Annotated in this window: 10 protein-coding genes; 7 read left to right on the top strand and 3 right to left on the bottom strand. The window is 60.9% G+C overall.

The genetic code is table 11. The features are described from left to right. Position 1: 1 nt before the first annotated feature. On the top strand, positions 2-907 hold the full coding sequence (locus tag PW789_RS09225; RefSeq protein WP_299374769.1) for a D-hexose-6-phosphate mutarotase: 906 nt from the start codon (positions 2-4) through the stop codon (positions 905-907). 85 nt (positions 908-992) lie between these two features. On the opposite strand, the gene PW789_RS09220 is transcribed toward PW789_RS09225, so the two are convergent. Together PW789_RS09220 and PW789_RS09215 are read right to left on the bottom strand one after the other, a co-directional pair. Further along, positions 993-2978 (bottom strand): S9 family peptidase, encoded by a 1986-nt coding sequence (locus PW789_RS09220; protein ID WP_299374765.1) that lies wholly within the window; start codon positions 2976-2978, stop codon positions 993-995. A 96-nt stretch (positions 2979-3074) separates the two neighbouring features. After that, positions 3075-4181: an exo-alpha-sialidase gene (locus PW789_RS09215; RefSeq protein WP_299374761.1), complete on the bottom strand. Its 1107-nt coding sequence runs from the start codon at positions 4179-4181 to the stop codon at positions 3075-3077. 123 nt (positions 4182-4304) lie between these two features. Here PW789_RS09215 and PW789_RS09210 point away from each other — a divergent pair, with 123 nt between their 5' ends. From PW789_RS09210 to cobO, 5 genes are all read left to right on the top strand, one after another. Beyond that, positions 4305-4910, top strand: a complete 606-nt coding sequence (locus PW789_RS09210) for a nucleoside triphosphate pyrophosphatase (RefSeq protein WP_299374758.1) — start codon at positions 4305-4307, stop codon at positions 4908-4910. 11 nt (positions 4911-4921) lie between these two features. Further along, the gene (nadD, locus tag PW789_RS09205; RefSeq protein ID WP_299374755.1) at positions 4922-5545 is read left to right on the top strand and encodes a nicotinate-nucleotide adenylyltransferase; all 624 of its coding nucleotides are present in this window, start codon (positions 4922-4924) and stop codon (positions 5543-5545) included. A gap of 158 nt (positions 5546-5703) precedes the next feature. Beyond that, the gene (gene rsfS, locus PW789_RS09200; protein WP_299374751.1) at positions 5704-6306 is read left to right on the top strand and encodes a ribosome silencing factor; all 603 of its coding nucleotides are present in this window, start codon (positions 5704-5706) and stop codon (positions 6304-6306) included. 43 nt (positions 6307-6349) lie between these two features. Then, positions 6350-6808 (top strand): 23S rRNA (pseudouridine(1915)-N(3))-methyltransferase RlmH, encoded by a 459-nt coding sequence (locus tag PW789_RS09195; RefSeq protein ID WP_299374748.1) that lies wholly within the window; start codon positions 6350-6352, stop codon positions 6806-6808. A gap of 45 nt (positions 6809-6853) precedes the next feature. Further along, positions 6854-7417, top strand: a complete 564-nt coding sequence (cobO, locus tag PW789_RS09190; RefSeq protein ID WP_299374745.1) for a cob(I)yrinic acid a,c-diamide adenosyltransferase — start codon at positions 6854-6856, stop codon at positions 7415-7417. A gap of 78 nt (positions 7418-7495) precedes the next feature. Here the strand turns inward: cobO and PW789_RS09185 are convergent, their stop codons facing one another. Further along, positions 7496-10846, bottom strand: coding sequence for a carboxypeptidase regulatory-like domain-containing protein (locus PW789_RS09185; protein ID WP_299374740.1), 3351 nt, complete (start codon positions 10844-10846; stop codon positions 7496-7498). A gap of 383 nt (positions 10847-11229) precedes the next feature. Here PW789_RS09185 and PW789_RS09180 point away from each other — a divergent pair, with 383 nt between their 5' ends. Beyond that, positions 11230-13434: a GH92 family glycosyl hydrolase gene (locus PW789_RS09180; protein ID WP_299374737.1), complete on the top strand. Its 2205-nt coding sequence runs from the start codon at positions 11230-11232 to the stop codon at positions 13432-13434. Positions 13435-14475 lie beyond the last annotated feature (1041 nt).

Genomic DNA, 14475 nt, shown 5'->3' with positions numbered 1-14475 from the left:
CATGGATCTCAAGGAACTGCAGGATCACTTCTCCATCCCAGGCGTGCTCGGCTTCAGCGAAGAGCACGGCCTGATTCGCGCCGACATCACGGCTCCCTCGGCCAACGCCACCGTCTACCTGCAGGGCGCGCACATCACGCACTGGCAGCCCACCGGCCAGCAGGACGTGATGTACATGAGCAAAAAGAGCGATATGGAGCCGGGCAAGCCCATGCGCGGCGGCGTGCCGATCGCCTTCCCGTGGTTCGCCACCGACTCCAAGCAGGACCGCTGGCAGGGTAAGCCCGGCCCTTCGCACGGCTTCGCCCGCATTCAGCCGTGGACGCTGAGCTTCGCCGCGCAGTCGGGCGACGAGCTGCACCTGACCTTCACGCTCGCCCCCACCGAACTGAGCCGCGAGATGGGCTTCGACAAGTTCCGCTGCGCCTTCGAGCTGCGCATCGGCAAGTCGCTGACCATGAAGCTGGCCGTCGCCAACGACGACTCCAAGCCGATGATCGTCGAAGAGGCGCTGCATACCTACTTCCATGTCTCCGACGTGCGGCAGGTCTCGATCACCGGCCTTGAGCCGACGGGCTACATCGACAAGACCGACAACTTCGCCGTCAAGCCTGCGGCACATGCGCCCATCGTGCCCGCCGCCTTCACCGACCGCATCTACAACGACACGACGGCCACCTGCGCCATCCACGATCCCGGCTTCAAGCGCACCATCACCATCGCCAAGGAGAACTCCGACACCACGGTCGTCTTCAATCCGTGGAAGGCGATGCCCGACCTGGGTGAGGACGAGTGGCACAACTTCGTCTGCGTGGAGACGGTCAATGCAGGCCGCAACAAGCTCACCATCGAGCCCGGCAAGACGCACGTCATGACCTCGCACGTCACCATCACCGATCAGCGATAGAACGGATTTGCGGCACTAAGAAGAACGGGGAGCATCATGCTCCCCGTCTTTTTATTGCGCTTCAGCTCTTGCGTTTCAGTCAGCCTCAGTGCGCCGGTGTGTTCACCGTCACCTTGCCGTTGACCGTCTTCGGATCGACCGTAATGGCCTTGAGCTTCGCGGCCACATCGTCGGGAACCTCCTGCTGGTAGCGGCCGCCGAGATATTTGGCGAAGAACTCCTCCATCTTAGTGACCATTGCGAGGTTGTTGATAGGCCGGGCGAAGCCGTGGCCTTCATCAGGGGCGACGAGGTACTCCACCGGCTTGCCGTTGTCGCGCACTGCGGCGACGATCTGGTCGCTCTCGCGAATGTTCACGCGGGGATCGTTCTTACCCTGCACCACGACCAGCGGCGTCACGATCTGTTTTGCCTTGGTCAGCGGCGACTCGTCGATCAGCAGCTGGCGGCCTTCGAGCGTCAGCGGATCGGCCATGCGCGTGTACATCTGCTTGCGGCCAGCCTCCCAGTACGGCGGAATCGCATCGAGCAGCGTGATCAGGTTCGATGGCGCCACGATGGCGAAGGCCGCGGCGTAGACGTCCGGCGTGAACGCCACACCGGCCAGCGTGGCGTAGCCGCCATACGATCCTCCTGCGATCCCGATGCGCTTCGGGTCGGCGGTGCCGTCGGCGACCAACGCCTTCACGCCCCAGGTGATGTCGTCCTGCATCTTGCGTCCCCATTCGCCGTTGCCCGCGTTGAGAAACTTTTTGCCGTAGCCGGTCGAAGCCCGGAAGTTGGGTTGCAGCACGGCGTAACCGCGATTCGACAGGAACTGCGCGAAGGTGTCGTAGCCCCAGGAGTCGCGTCCCCAGGGGCCGCCGTGCGGCAGCACGATCAGCGGAAGATTCTTCGGCTCAAGCCCCTTGGGCAGCGTGAGGTATGCCGGGATGTCGAGTCCGTCGGATGACTTGTAGTGATACGGCTTGCGCTCCGACAGCGACTCGCGCGGCAGCTCTTCGCGGATGCGGTACTGCAGCGTCACGGTCTTCGCCTTGCGGTCCCACAGATAGGTCGAGCCCGGCTCGGTGTCGCTGTGCGCGCTCACGATCCACAGGTTCTCGTCGTGCGAGGCAGAACCGAAACCGATCTCCTTGCCCGCAAGCTGCGATTGCAGCCAGAGATACTCCTTCTCGAACGCCTTGTCGTGGAAGTAGCGGCGCACACGGTCGTCCTCGTAGGACGTGTACAGGATGCGGTGATCGACGTCCGAAGTCGTCATGCCGCCGAAGTCGACGCGCTTCTCCGGGTCGCTCTCCATCTTCGCGCTCGCGCCGCTCGCGGGGTCCATCGACTCCAGCTCGATGAAATTCAGCGAGCCTTTGTTGGTGATCAGGTAGGCCTTCGCATTGTGCGGATCGAAGCCGATGACACCGCACTGCTCGAAGACGGAGCAGCTGTAGATGACCTTAAAGCCTGCATCGTTGACCGAGAGAAGTTCGGTATCGCCGGCGGAGTTCGTCCGTGCCGCAAGCCGCAGGTTGCCGGCGTTGTCGAAGTCCCAGCCTGCGATGTTGTCGGTGTTTTTGCGCACCAGCTTCTTCTCGCCGGTGGAGATGTGCAGCTCGTACAGGTCGTGCCAGCGCGGATCGCGGTCGTTGAGGCCGATGTAGAGCACGTCGGGCTTGGCGCGGGGCACGGCGTAGATCATGGTGCGGACGCCCTTCAGATTGGTCAGCGCGCGGGTCGGCGGCAGGCCCGTCTTTTCGTCGGCGGCAGCGGCCGGATCGATGGCGTAGACGTTGAAGTTCTCGTCGCCAGCGTTGTCCTGCGCGTAGAGCACGAACTTCGAGTTGCGCGACCAGAAGTAGCCGCGCACGGGCCGCGAGCTTTCGCCGCTGAGCGGACGCGCCTTGTCGAAGGACTCACCCGCCTTCTTGATCCAGATGTTGCGCGTACCCTTGTACGGCTTCAGGAAGGTGATCCACTGGCCGTCGGGCGAGATCTGCGCACCGGAGATCTCCACCTCTCCGAAGAAGAGGGCACGGTCGATGATGGGCGGCTGCTGGGCGTTGGTCAACGAAGACATAGCTACTATCGTAGCGGCTGCGACCTTAAGTGCTGCGGTACGGACGAGGTTGTTCAAGGCAGACTCCTCAACAGATCGTTTCAGGGCCCGGGTGTTCTATTGTGCCTCAGCTTTGCCACGAAGCAGCAGCGCAAAGGGCTGCGACATGAAGAAGATGCCTCCGGCGTTCCCCTTCTCCCACAGGATGCCGAGCTGCCGGTGCTTCAGCGCGACGATATCGGAGTAAGCCGCGTCTCCCGGCGCAACCAGCGTGCGCGTCGGCCAGGTATGGCCGCCGTCCCGGCTGACGCTGACGGTGAGATCGCGGCGGTCGGTACTGCTGCCGGGATTGCTGAACAGCAGCAGGTCTCCGTAGGCGATCATGCTGCCCTCGCAGACGGGATCGGGCAGATCATGTGCGACGAACACGTTGTTCCACATGAAACTTTTTGCATCACCGATGGCGATGACGCGTGCGTGCGACTGCCTGCTCTGGTCGCGGATGTTCATCACCACATCGCCGTCCCTGTTCTGCGCGGCGGTGCTCTCGTTACCGCCGGGATATGGCACGGTCGGCATGAGATGCCAGGTTGCGCCGTGATCGTCGCTATAGAAGGCGTGCGCGGTGTAGTCGTGGCCCTGCGGCTGCGGGTCGCCTTCGGAGTGATTGGCCGCGACGACGATGCGCCCCGCATGCGGCCCATGTGCGAGCTGGAGTGCATGTCCCGGACCAGTGGCATAGTGGCGCCATGAAGGCAGCTTCGCGCCGGAGGTGATCTCCGCAGGCTGCGACCACGTCGCGCCGTCGTCGGTGCTGGCACGGTACCAGATACGCCGCGTCCCCTGGCCGCGCATGACGGCGTCCTCGGGGGCGTCGCCGGTGCAGTAGATCAGCAGGATGCGTCCGTGGCGGTAGCGGCGATCGAGCGTATCGACCACGGGAGCGGGATTGCCTGCCTGCAGCGTGCCATTCTCGGCGACCGTCTCGAGCGCGCCCCAGGTTTTGCCCTCGTCGCGGCTGCGGCGCATGACGATGCGCACGTCGCCGAAGTCGTTGCAGCTGTTGCGCCGCGCCTCGGCGAAGGCCAGCAGCGTGCCGGAGGGCGTGCGAATGACGGCGGGGATGCGGAAGCAGGCGTAGCCCTCGGTGTGATTCGCGAAGACCGGCGCGCCCTCAGCGGCGACAGCGGCGTTTGCCTCCGCGCCGCCGAAAAGGGCGACCAACGCCAATACGAATAACAAGTTGCGAAAGATGGGCCGGGTTCGGGCCTGAGCTATCATCGACTAGATTCTCGACCGATACCGGGCCTTTTGTCATCTAAACAGGGTGACTGCGAACGACACACTATGCTGATTCTTGCCTCCTCTTCTCCCCGCCGCCGTGACCTGCTGACGCAGGCCGGACTCGACTTCACCGTAGACGCCGCCGACATTGACGAGCGCATGCAACCGGGCGAGGCCGCGGCCACCTATGTGCAGCGGCTCGCCGTGGAAAAAGCCCAGGCCGTGTGGGAGCGCAATGCGGCGCGCAATAGCGATGACGAGCCCCTGATCGTGCTTGGAGCCGACACCACGGTGGTGCTCGACGGCGAGATTATGGGCAAGCCGGCGGATCAGACGGAAGCGCGGCGAATGCTCAAGGCACTCTCCGGCCGCAACCACCAGGTGTTGACCGGCATCGCCGCCGTGACGCGCGCAGGCGTCGTCAGCGAGGTGGAGATTACGCAGGTCTTCTTCGACCTGATCGACGAGCAGGAGCTGGTGCGCTATCTCGCCAGCGGAGAACCGCTGGACAAGGCCGGGGCCTACGGCATCCAGGGCTATGCCGCACGCTGGATTCCGCGCATCGAGGGCTGCTTCTTCAACGTGGTCGGCCTCCCTCTTGCCCGCACGATGGCCCTGCTGGCCCGTGCACGCGCCGGGCAGAACGAGGCCGAACCCGGGCAGGCGTGATAGCGTAGCCCATGCGCGTCGCCCTGTTTGGAGGCACCTTCGATCCGCCGCACCTCGGACACCTGGGCATCGCACGCGCCGCAGCGGAGAGCTTTGCGCTGGACACCGTGCTCTTCGCCCCGGTCGGGCAGCAGCCGCTGAAGCCGGGCGTGACGCTTACCAGCTTCGCCGACCGCTTCGCCATGGTGCGGCTGGCCTGCGAGCAGGAGCAGAAGATTCCGCCGGGCACCAGCTTTACCGCCTCTACCGTGGATGCGCCGCAGCCGAACGGAGAGCCCAACTACACGGTCGACACGCTGGCCCGGCTGCGCCAGGAGATGCCGGAGGCGGCGCTCTACAACCTGGTGGGCGCGGATAGCTTTCTGAGCCTGCGCAAGTGGCGCGAGCCGGAACGCCTGCTGGAGCTGGCGGAGTGGATCGTGGTGAGCCGCCCCGGATACTCTCTGGACGACCTGTCGCCGCTGGCGCTGACCGAGAGCGAACGCAGCCGCGTGCACCTGATCGAGACCGTACACCACGACGTCTCTTCGACCTGGCTGCGTGAGCGGCTGGCCGCCGGAGACAGCGCCCGCGACCTGCTGCCGGAGGGCGTGGCGCGGTATATCCGCCAGCACAACCTGTATCGCGGCAACTGACGTCACAGAGGTCATGTAGACTGCCACCGAAGGCGCAGACCGTGAGGTTGCGGTGGGCTGCCGAGAATCGCGATCTATCCGGATACGAAGATGCATTTGGACCTGTGAAATCTGGCATCGCCGAGCATGACCCGATACCATAGAAGAGAAGGAGCCGCATGCCGTCTACTGAAAGCAACAAGCTACTGCTCGCCGCCACCGCCGCGGCCGAGGACAAGAAGGCCGAAGATATCCGCATCCTCGCGCTCGACCCCTCTGAGAGCGGACTCACCGATTATTTCCTCATCTGCAATGGCACCAACGACCGCCAGAACGTCGCCATCTCCGACGAGATCGAGCTGAAGCTCAAGCGCGAGTTCGGCGTTTATCCCAACTCGGTCGAAGGCCGACGCCAGGCAGAGTGGATCCTGATGGACTACGTGGACTTCATCGTCCACATCTTCTCGCCGGAGAAGCGTGCCTTTTATGGCCTGGAGCGGCTGCGCAAGTCGGCTACCTCGCTCTCGGTCGCAGAGCTGAACACTGAGCTGAAGGCCTCGATCGCGGCTGTCCGCAAGGCGCCGAAGAAGGCTGCTGCGAAGAAAACGGTCGCCAAGGCCGTCAAGAAGGCTCCGGCGAAGAAGGCAGCTGCGAAGAAGACTGTCGCCAAGGCTGCAAAAAAAGCTCCGGCGAAGAAAGCCCCCGCAAAGAAGGCCGTCAAGGCTGCGAAGAAGGTCGTCGCCAAGAAGGCTCCAGCGAAGAAGAAGTCGTCGAAGCGCTAACGCGCTCGACGGCTTTCGCTAATGCCATGACCGGTGGGATGCCATGCTGAGCGTTACCCTGTCGGCCATCCTGGCGCGCGGCGCGGGAGCGAAGAACAAGACCTTCCAGCCGCTGCTGGAGGAGTACACGACGCGCCTCTCGCGCTATGCCGCGACGGAGACGCACCTCTCAGACACGGAACCTGCCTTCTTCGAGTGGCTGGATAAGCAGAGTGCGCGCACCCCTGTGTACCTGGTGCTGATGGACAGCCGGGGCAAGCAGCTCTCGTCGGAGGAGATCGCCGAGACGATTGGCCATGTGCGCGATGCAGGCACGCAGCGCATCGTCTTTGCCATCGGGCCGGCGGATGGATGGTCGGCCACGGCTCGCAGCCGGGCGAGCCTGATGCTCTCATTCGGCCGCATCACGCTGCCGCACCAGCTGGCGCGCGTGGTGGTGGCGGAGCAGGTGTATCGCGCCTTCACCATTCTCGCGGGACATCCGTATCACTCCGGGCACTGACGCCTGCGAGCCCGGCGCTGCCGTCGAGCAGCTATGCTTATCGATATGACTGAGACCTCACGCCGCGGACTGATCGTGATCAACACCGGGCCGGGCAAAGGCAAGACCACAGCCGCGCTGGGCACGGCGATTCGTGCCGCAGGCAACGGCATGCGTGTGCTGATCCTGCAGTTTCTCAAGGGCTCGTGGCACTACGGCGAGCTGGACGCCATCGAGGCCCTGGGCAAGGCGCTGGGCAGCGAGGACGATCCGTCGATCGTAATCCGCCAGATGGGGCGCGGCTTTGTGAAGGTCGGCGGCGCAGAGACCGATCCCGAAGACCTGAAGCTGGTGGAAGACGCGTGGGCCGAGGCCGTGGAGGCCATTCAGTCGGGCGACTGGGACCTGGTGGTACTGGACGAGATCAACTACGCCATCGGCTACAAGATGCTCGACCCGGATAAGGTGGCCGAAGCGCTCAGGCAGAAGCCGGAGATGGTGCATGTGATCCTGACCGGGCGCAACGCACACCCGTCGCTGGTGGAGCTGGCCGATACGGTCACCGAGATGCGCGAGGTAAAGCACGCGTACCAGAAGGGCATCCTGGCGCAGCGCGGCATCGAGTTCTAGCGACGCATGGCGTGGCGATTTTCAAAGGCAAAAAATAGAGGCTCCCGAAGGAGCCTCTTTCGCGAAAAGTAAAACGGCTTAGAAGTTGAACTTAGCCCACAGACGCAAGTGGCGATACTCGCTTGGATCGCGCGCATTCGAAATGTTCAGGTAGGAAGACTGACCCACCAGCGTTACGTTCGGGTTGAGGTAGCGCACATTGTTGTGGTTGGCAATATTCTCCGCTTCGACACGGAAGATGAACTGTCCAGACTCAAGATGCTTGAACGTCGCTGGAATGGCCTTCTGCGCAGCCACATTCCACGTTTGCATACCGGGATTTGCGTAGGCGTTGCGGCCAATCTCACGCGAGACCATGCTCGCTCCATTGGCCGCACTCGGGACAAGGAAGTGCACATCGCCCGCATTAACCGGCGTGCGCACACGCTGAGCGGAAGGCAACGAGAGTGAAGCGTTGTATGCCGCGTAGTCGTAGTAGACGTTAGATGTCCCACCGATCGCACTTCCGTCGACGCCCACTGAGTTTAGCGGCGCGCGGGAGTTCGAAAGGATTGGCCGGTCGTTAGCCGAGCTGCCGTCGTTATTGATGTCACGCCCGCTCGTATTGAAGCTGGTGTACGGGCCGGTTGCAAACTGAGTCTGTCCGGAGATGGTGATGTGACGAGTGAATGCACTCAGAACGAAGTCGCCGAACGCATTCTCTGAATGAAAACCGCGTGGCTCGTAGCTATATACGAAGGAAGCTACGTGACGACGGTCAAAAGCCGAGTTGCCCCACTCCTGTCGAATACCGTTACCAGCCAGATTGGCCTGGTAGGAGGTCGGCGAGTTGAAGATATTAAAGACCTCTGACGCATTGTCCAGATTCTTCGAGTAGGTGTATGACGACCGGAAGAAGAATCCCTTGGAGAACTGGCGATCCACTCCAACCTGCAAACTGTTGTAGCTCGATCCTGCTCGGTTATCGCGAACGTTGATCGCTCCGCGATTCGGATTAATGAAGGCCCCGTTAACCGCATAGTTGAGCTGGCGGTTCGAGTACAGCTTCAAGCCCCGCGCGCCTACATAATTCACTGTCGCCTTCAACTGGAACGGAAGCTCCCGTTCCAGGCCGAAGTTGTACTGGTAGGTCTGCGGATTGACTAAATTGCTCGCAACGCTTTGCACAGAGGAACTGGCGCTGAATGCTGGGGTCATCGTCGCAATCAGTCCGGATGCTCCAGTCAGGCCGCCAATAGCAGTCGAACGAAGCGTCGTCGTAGGCGCCACGGGAGACGACTGCGCTGAGTTGACAAGAATATTGGTGAAGAATGGATCGTAGAAGATGCCAAAACCACCATGGATGACGGTACGCCCGTCTGCAAAGAAGCCATGGCGCGGAACGTAGGCAAAGCCGATACGCGGCGCGATATTGTTTTTGTCCGCATTGATGGGAACGTAGGTATCAATCGGCACAAACGGATTGTTCACGTCGAGCGCAGGGTAAGGCAGAGCGTTCAACGGGTTAGTCAGATAGTCGTACCGGATACCCAGGTTAAGGGTGAAGTCGGCGCTCAGCTTGACGTCGTCGGAGATGAACCCCGCCAGCTTCCAGATGTGTGGATCAACACGCGTTGGACCAAAGGTCTTCGTGGCTGTCCCGCCGGCGCCGAGACGATCACTGAGATAGTTATCCAGTGCCGATAATCCTCCGCCTTCACTGGTATCAGCGTTGTAGTTCAGCGTCCCGATATACGTTTGCGCAACATAATCCGTCTCCAGCAGGCGCGAGATATCCGCTCCCATGCGCAGCGTATGCTTGCCGCGTGTCCAACCTACAGTGTCCTGGAACTGGTAAAGCTCCTCCCCACGGCCCTGGGGCATATTCTGGGAGATTCCAAGAACTGGAATGTTTGCGTCGGAGAAGTTGATGTCCGGCAGCTTCGCCGCCGGGTTCGCTAATGTCTCTGCCGTCGGATAGAACTGGAAGTTGATGCGCGTCTCCGATGCACGAAACTCGTTCACCAGGTTGGGACTAAAGATGTGGGTCCAGGTACCGCCTCCCAACTCCGAGGGGCCACCGGCAGCGGCATCGAAGCCTGGCAGGGACGTCGGATTCAATCCGAAGTATGGCGCAGTCAAGCTGCGATCATGCAGATACCGGAAGTTGAAGGTATCGTTGGCCCGCGGAATGAAATCGATGCGGTACATCCACTGTGTTTCAGGATTGAGATACGCGGTGGCGTTGCGCTGGAAGACTGCCGTGCTCACACTGCATCCAGTCGAGCATCCGGACCGAGGGCTGATCGCAATGGAAGAGGCATTCGGCGAGATAACCCTGTAGTTCGCCGTATTCAGGTATGAGCCGTTATTCAGATACCCTTGAAGCTGCGTCGCCAGCGGACCGCCGATTGCACTGAGCTGGGCATAGCCTGCGGCATCAGGAAGCTCTACTGGGTCTGCCTGAGTATTGCCGTAATACCGGATCCACGTGCCGCCGCCAAAGGCGAACAACTTGTCCTTGATGATCGGTCCGCCTACGGTAAAGCCGATCTGGTGCTGGTTGTAGCGTGCCTTCGGATTTGGATCATCTGCCGCGAGAGGCTTGACGCGACGGGTCTGGCCGTCCAGTGAGTCCAGCGCGGAGCCCGTGTAAATCTCGTACGCGCTGCCGTGAAATGCGTTCGTTCCGCTATTGGTGACTTGGTTGATTACAGCGCCGCCCGAGCGTCCAAACTCCGCACTTGAAGAGTTCAACAGAGCGGTGGCATTCGAAAAGAAATCGGGCATCACGGGCTGAAAAGCCTCGCCGCCGATTGACACATCGTTGGTATCCATGCCGTCGAGCATGAAATTGTTGCTGCGCGGACGAGCGCCATTAATTGAGATCTGAACGGAGCCGTTACCGCCGGCGCCCCCCAGATTAAGCGAGGAGACGTTCTGCGCACCCGGAAGCGAATTGACCAACTCAGCCGGATTCAGCGTAAAGATTGGCAGGGTCTTTAATTCGGCCGCGCTAATCGTTCCACTCAACTGGGCGTTCTGTGTATTGACGCCGTTGGAGTCGGCCTGCACCTCGACCACCGTGTTTTCTCCACCAACATCGAGCGTGGCGTTCGCCGTGGTAGCCACTGAGGGATTCACGACATTCCCCTTCAACTGGAACTGCTTAAATCCATTCGCCGTTACATCTACTTCGTAGGTGCCGGGATTGATGGCATCGACGCGGTAAGTTCCATCGGCAGCAGAGGTCTCCTCACGCTTCTCACCCGTGTTCTCGTTGATCACGGTCACCTTTGCGAAAGGAACAACTGCGCCGCTTGCGTCGCGCACAACACCAACAAGAATGCCTTTGCTGGTCTGGGCTGTGGCCGTGGCTGTTGCAATAGCAGAGAGCACCAGAAACAGTAAGGCGAACAACGACCCTGCGGCCGCTTTTCTCATCGTCATATAAACTCCATCCTCGATAAATGAGCCCGGTGAAACAGCTTTGGGAGCTTAAGCCCCTCTTTAGTCAATTGATTCCCCGGCTAAGAGTGTGGTGAAGCACGCAGCGTGCCATATTGACGCCATTCATCACTGAGCGCCATGAGGTTGATATCAGGCTAGTTAAGTGCCTTAAAGTACAGACGTTCAAAGCCAAAAGCCCCTGGAGAAATCCGGGAATTCATAGACGCATACAGAAATTCAATTGGTCACATAATTCAAGTCATTGACTTACATAGACTTGCGTATTCGTCGTCGTTGTGAATTGGGTCCTGCGGACGCGTCCATGTGAGGAAAATTGTGCTTCGCCCCCTTCGATTCGCGAACGCCGATTAGCATGGTTCGTGATGCGAACCCTACTGCGCTGCCTTCCTGCACTCCTGGTCTCGGCTACTGCCTTTTCCCAGACTCCGTATCAGCTCGTCGATCCATATATTGGAACCGCCAATGAGGGGCAGACGGCTCCTCTGGTGGGCGAGCCGTTTGCCATGACGCAGTTCACGCCGGAGACGCAGCCGACGGAGAAGAAGTGCGTGTCGCCGTATTACTTTGCGGATACGAAGCTGACGGGCTTTCGCGCCTCGCACTGGCTGAGCGGATCCTGCATCCAGGAATACGGTTCGCTGACCGTGATGCCCACCATGGGCGAGCTGAAGCCGCAGCCCCAGGACCGCGCCGCGGCCTTTGCCCATAGCGATGAGGTGGCGCAGCCGGCGTTTTATTCCGTGAAGCTGCCTGCGTATGACGAGACGGTGGAGATGACGGCGGGGATTCGCGCCGGGATGATTCGTGTGAACTACGGCAAGGCGGGCGAGGCCAACCTGGTGATCGAGCCGAATGCCCGCATGAAGGACGGCTGGGTGAAGGTGGACCTGGCGAAGAAGGAGATTACGGGCTACAACCCGGTCTACCGCGTCTACCAGGGCAGCGGAAAGCCTGCGGGCTTTAAGGGCTACTTCGTGATCCAGTTCCGCGATCAGGCGGAGTCGGCGGGGACGTGGTGCGATGCGAAAGCCAGCAGCGATATGGAGCTGAGCGGCGAGGGCAAGTGCGAGCACATGGGCGCATACCTGCGCTTCAAGCTTGGCGCGCCGCACAGCGTTGTGGTGAAGGTGGGCAGCTCGTTCACTTCGATCGACGAGGCGCGGGCCAACCTGCGGTCAGAGATTCCGGCGTGGGACTTTGCTGCGCTGAAGGCGAAGACCACGAAGCGCTGGGAGGGCGTGCTGAACGAGATCGTAGTCGGCGGCGGCACGACGGCGGAGCGGCACAGCTTCTACACGGCGCTGTATCACTCGATGCTGGGCCCGCGCATCGTCAGCGATGCGGACGGATCGTATCCGCGCTTTGGCGGCAGCGGCAAGGTAGAGAAGTCTGCGACGCCGTACTATGACGACTTTTCGATGTGGGACATCTATCGCGCGCAGCTTCCCCTGCTGACGCTGGTGGAGCCGCATCGCTACGAGGCGATGATGCAGTCGCTGGTGCTGAAGGGCGAGCAGGGTGGCTACCTGCCGATCTTTCCCGCGTGGAGCAGCTACACCTCGGAGATGATCGGCGACCACACAGGCGTGGCCATGACGGACGCCTACATGAAAGGCCTGCGCAACTTCGATCTCGCCAGCGCATGGAAGCTGGTGCGGCAGAATGCCTTCGATACGCCACCCTATGAGCAGTACAAGGACGGTCTTGGGCGACGCGCGCTGCAGTCGTACATGAAGTACGGCTACATTCCGCTGGAGGACCCGGTCAATGAAGCCTTCCACCAGAAGGAGCAGGTCTCGCGCACGCTGGAGTATGCATTCGACGACACCATCATTGCGCGGTTTGCGGATGCGCTGGGACATAAGGAGGATGCTGCTGTACTGGCTAAGCGCGGCAGCAACTGGAAGAACGTGATCGATCCGGAGACGAAGCTGGCGCGGGGCCGCCATCAGGATGGCAGCTGGATCACGCCCTTCGAGCCCAACAAATGGGCCAGCTTTGTTACGGAGTCGAACCCTTACCAGTACACCTTCTACGTGCCGCAGGATGTTGCTGGGCTGATGCAGACATTAGGCGGCAGAGAGAAGTTTGTCGCCAGCCTGGATGGTCTGTTCGAGAAGAAGCTTTACGATCCGGGCAACGAGCCGGGCCATCACATCGCCTACCTGTACGACGAGGCAGGTGCGGCTTGGAAGACGCAGAAGCAGGTGGCCGAGCTGGTGGACGTCTACAACGACACACCGAAGGGCATTCCCGGCAACGACGACGCCGGGCAGATGTCGGCGTGGTGGATCTTCTCGACGCTGGGCTTCTATCCGGTGGCGCCGGGGATTCCGGAGTACTGGATCGGCACGCCGCGCTTTCCTTCGGCGACCATGACCCTGCCGGGAGGGAAGAAATTCACCGTGATCGCGAAGAACGCAAGCGCGACGAACTGCTATATCCAGACGGCGAAGCTGAATGGAGTGACGATGAAGACGGCGCGGCTGCAGCATGCCGACATCGTGAAGGGTGGGACGCTGGAGTTTGTGATGGGAGCGGAACCGAATAAGAGCTTGTTTCAGTGAGGAGTTAATACAATCAACTGAGGCAATCAACCTCCCAGGGATCACACGCTACGGCTCCATCGAAAGGAATACATTCATGCTTTGTGCTACAGGACTGACGCTGTCGGAAGAATTAAAAGCTGCGGGACTAGAGGTCTCCATTGCAGAGGCTGAGCGCGACAGCGTCGGAGGTATTGCCGCGAGAGGCCGAAGACGTGACGCTCTGAAGACCTTGAATGAACACCGGGAGAGCTGCAGCATCTGCGATAACCCAGCCAGTTCGAACAGGCCGGATGACGCCGCCTCTCGTTCCTGAGAAGTACGACAGCAGATTCCTTTGCCGCTGAATGGCAAGGAAGGAATCTGCTGAAGCTCAAATTTAAATCGCTGGCTTCGCAGCTTAAACTTTTCTCTTGCCATCCGCCCCCTCCAGCCCTTACAGTTCCGCAGTCGATAAGTTAACCGCTTAACATCAGATGAAAGGCTCGACTGCACACTTATGACCCTCCTTCGCTCCGTCTCGCGCCGCTCCGTTCTCGCCTCCATCCTTGGCTCTACCGGCTATGCTGCCGCGCAGAGTTTTCTGCCGGGCATTCCCAACGTCGGCCTGAAGAGCGACACCGATCCGACCCGTACGGAGTGCGGCGTAGGCGCCCTGATGCCATGGGCGGATGGGCTGTACGCGGTGACGTATAACTCTTCGGGGCAGAAGCACTCGGGCACGGGCGTCGGCCTGTACCGCATCGACGACACGCTGAAACCGACGCTGCTGGATGTGCCGAACGGCGTGTATGCCAATCGTTTCATTCATCATGCGTCGAACCAGTGCATCATCGGGCCGTACATCATCGACGCGAACGGCAAGTGGCGGCGCATAGAGGACCTGGTCACCTATCGGCTGACCTCGACGATGCCGCACCTGACCGACCCGGAGAACCGCGTCTACTTCCAGTCGATGGAGGGCCACTTCATCGAGATGGATATCGCCACGCTGAAGTGCAGGGTGCTGAACGATCTTCGCAAGGACATGAACATCAACCTGCAGCCGCACTTCAAAGGCGG

Source organism: Edaphobacter sp. (assembly GCF_028283685.1).
Classification (GTDB): Bacteria; Acidobacteriota; Terriglobia; order Terriglobales; family Acidobacteriaceae; genus Edaphobacter.
This window is presented reverse-complemented; position numbering and strand designations above follow the sequence as displayed.

What these genes read in the sequence shown, in the direction of transcription:
- nadD (WP_299374755.1), top strand. Translation starts at nt 4,922, where the DNA reads ATGCGCGTCGCCCTGTTTGGAGGCACCTTCGATCCGCCGCACCTCGGA.
- PW789_RS09195 (WP_299374748.1), top strand. Translation starts at nt 6,350, where the DNA reads ATGCTGAGCGTTACCCTGTCGGCCATCCTGGCGCGCGGCGCGGGAGCG.
- PW789_RS09180 (WP_299374737.1), top strand. Translation starts at nt 11,230, where the DNA reads ATGCGAACCCTACTGCGCTGCCTTCCTGCACTCCTGGTCTCGGCTACT.
- cobO (WP_299374745.1), top strand. Translation starts at nt 6,854, where the DNA reads ATGACTGAGACCTCACGCCGCGGACTGATCGTGATCAACACCGGGCCG.
- rsfS (WP_299374751.1), top strand. Translation starts at nt 5,704, where the DNA reads ATGCCGTCTACTGAAAGCAACAAGCTACTGCTCGCCGCCACCGCCGCG.
- PW789_RS09185 (WP_299374740.1), bottom strand. Translation starts at nt 10,846, where the DNA reads ATGACGATGAGAAAAGCGGCCGCAGGGTCGTTGTTCGCCTTACTGTTT.
- PW789_RS09220 (WP_299374765.1), bottom strand. Translation starts at nt 2,978, where the DNA reads ATGTCTTCGTTGACCAACGCCCAGCAGCCGCCCATCATCGACCGTGCC.
- PW789_RS09210 (WP_299374758.1), top strand. Translation starts at nt 4,305, where the DNA reads ATGCTGATTCTTGCCTCCTCTTCTCCCCGCCGCCGTGACCTGCTGACG.
- PW789_RS09225 (WP_299374769.1), top strand. Translation starts at nt 2, where the DNA reads ATGGATCTCAAGGAACTGCAGGATCACTTCTCCATCCCAGGCGTGCTC.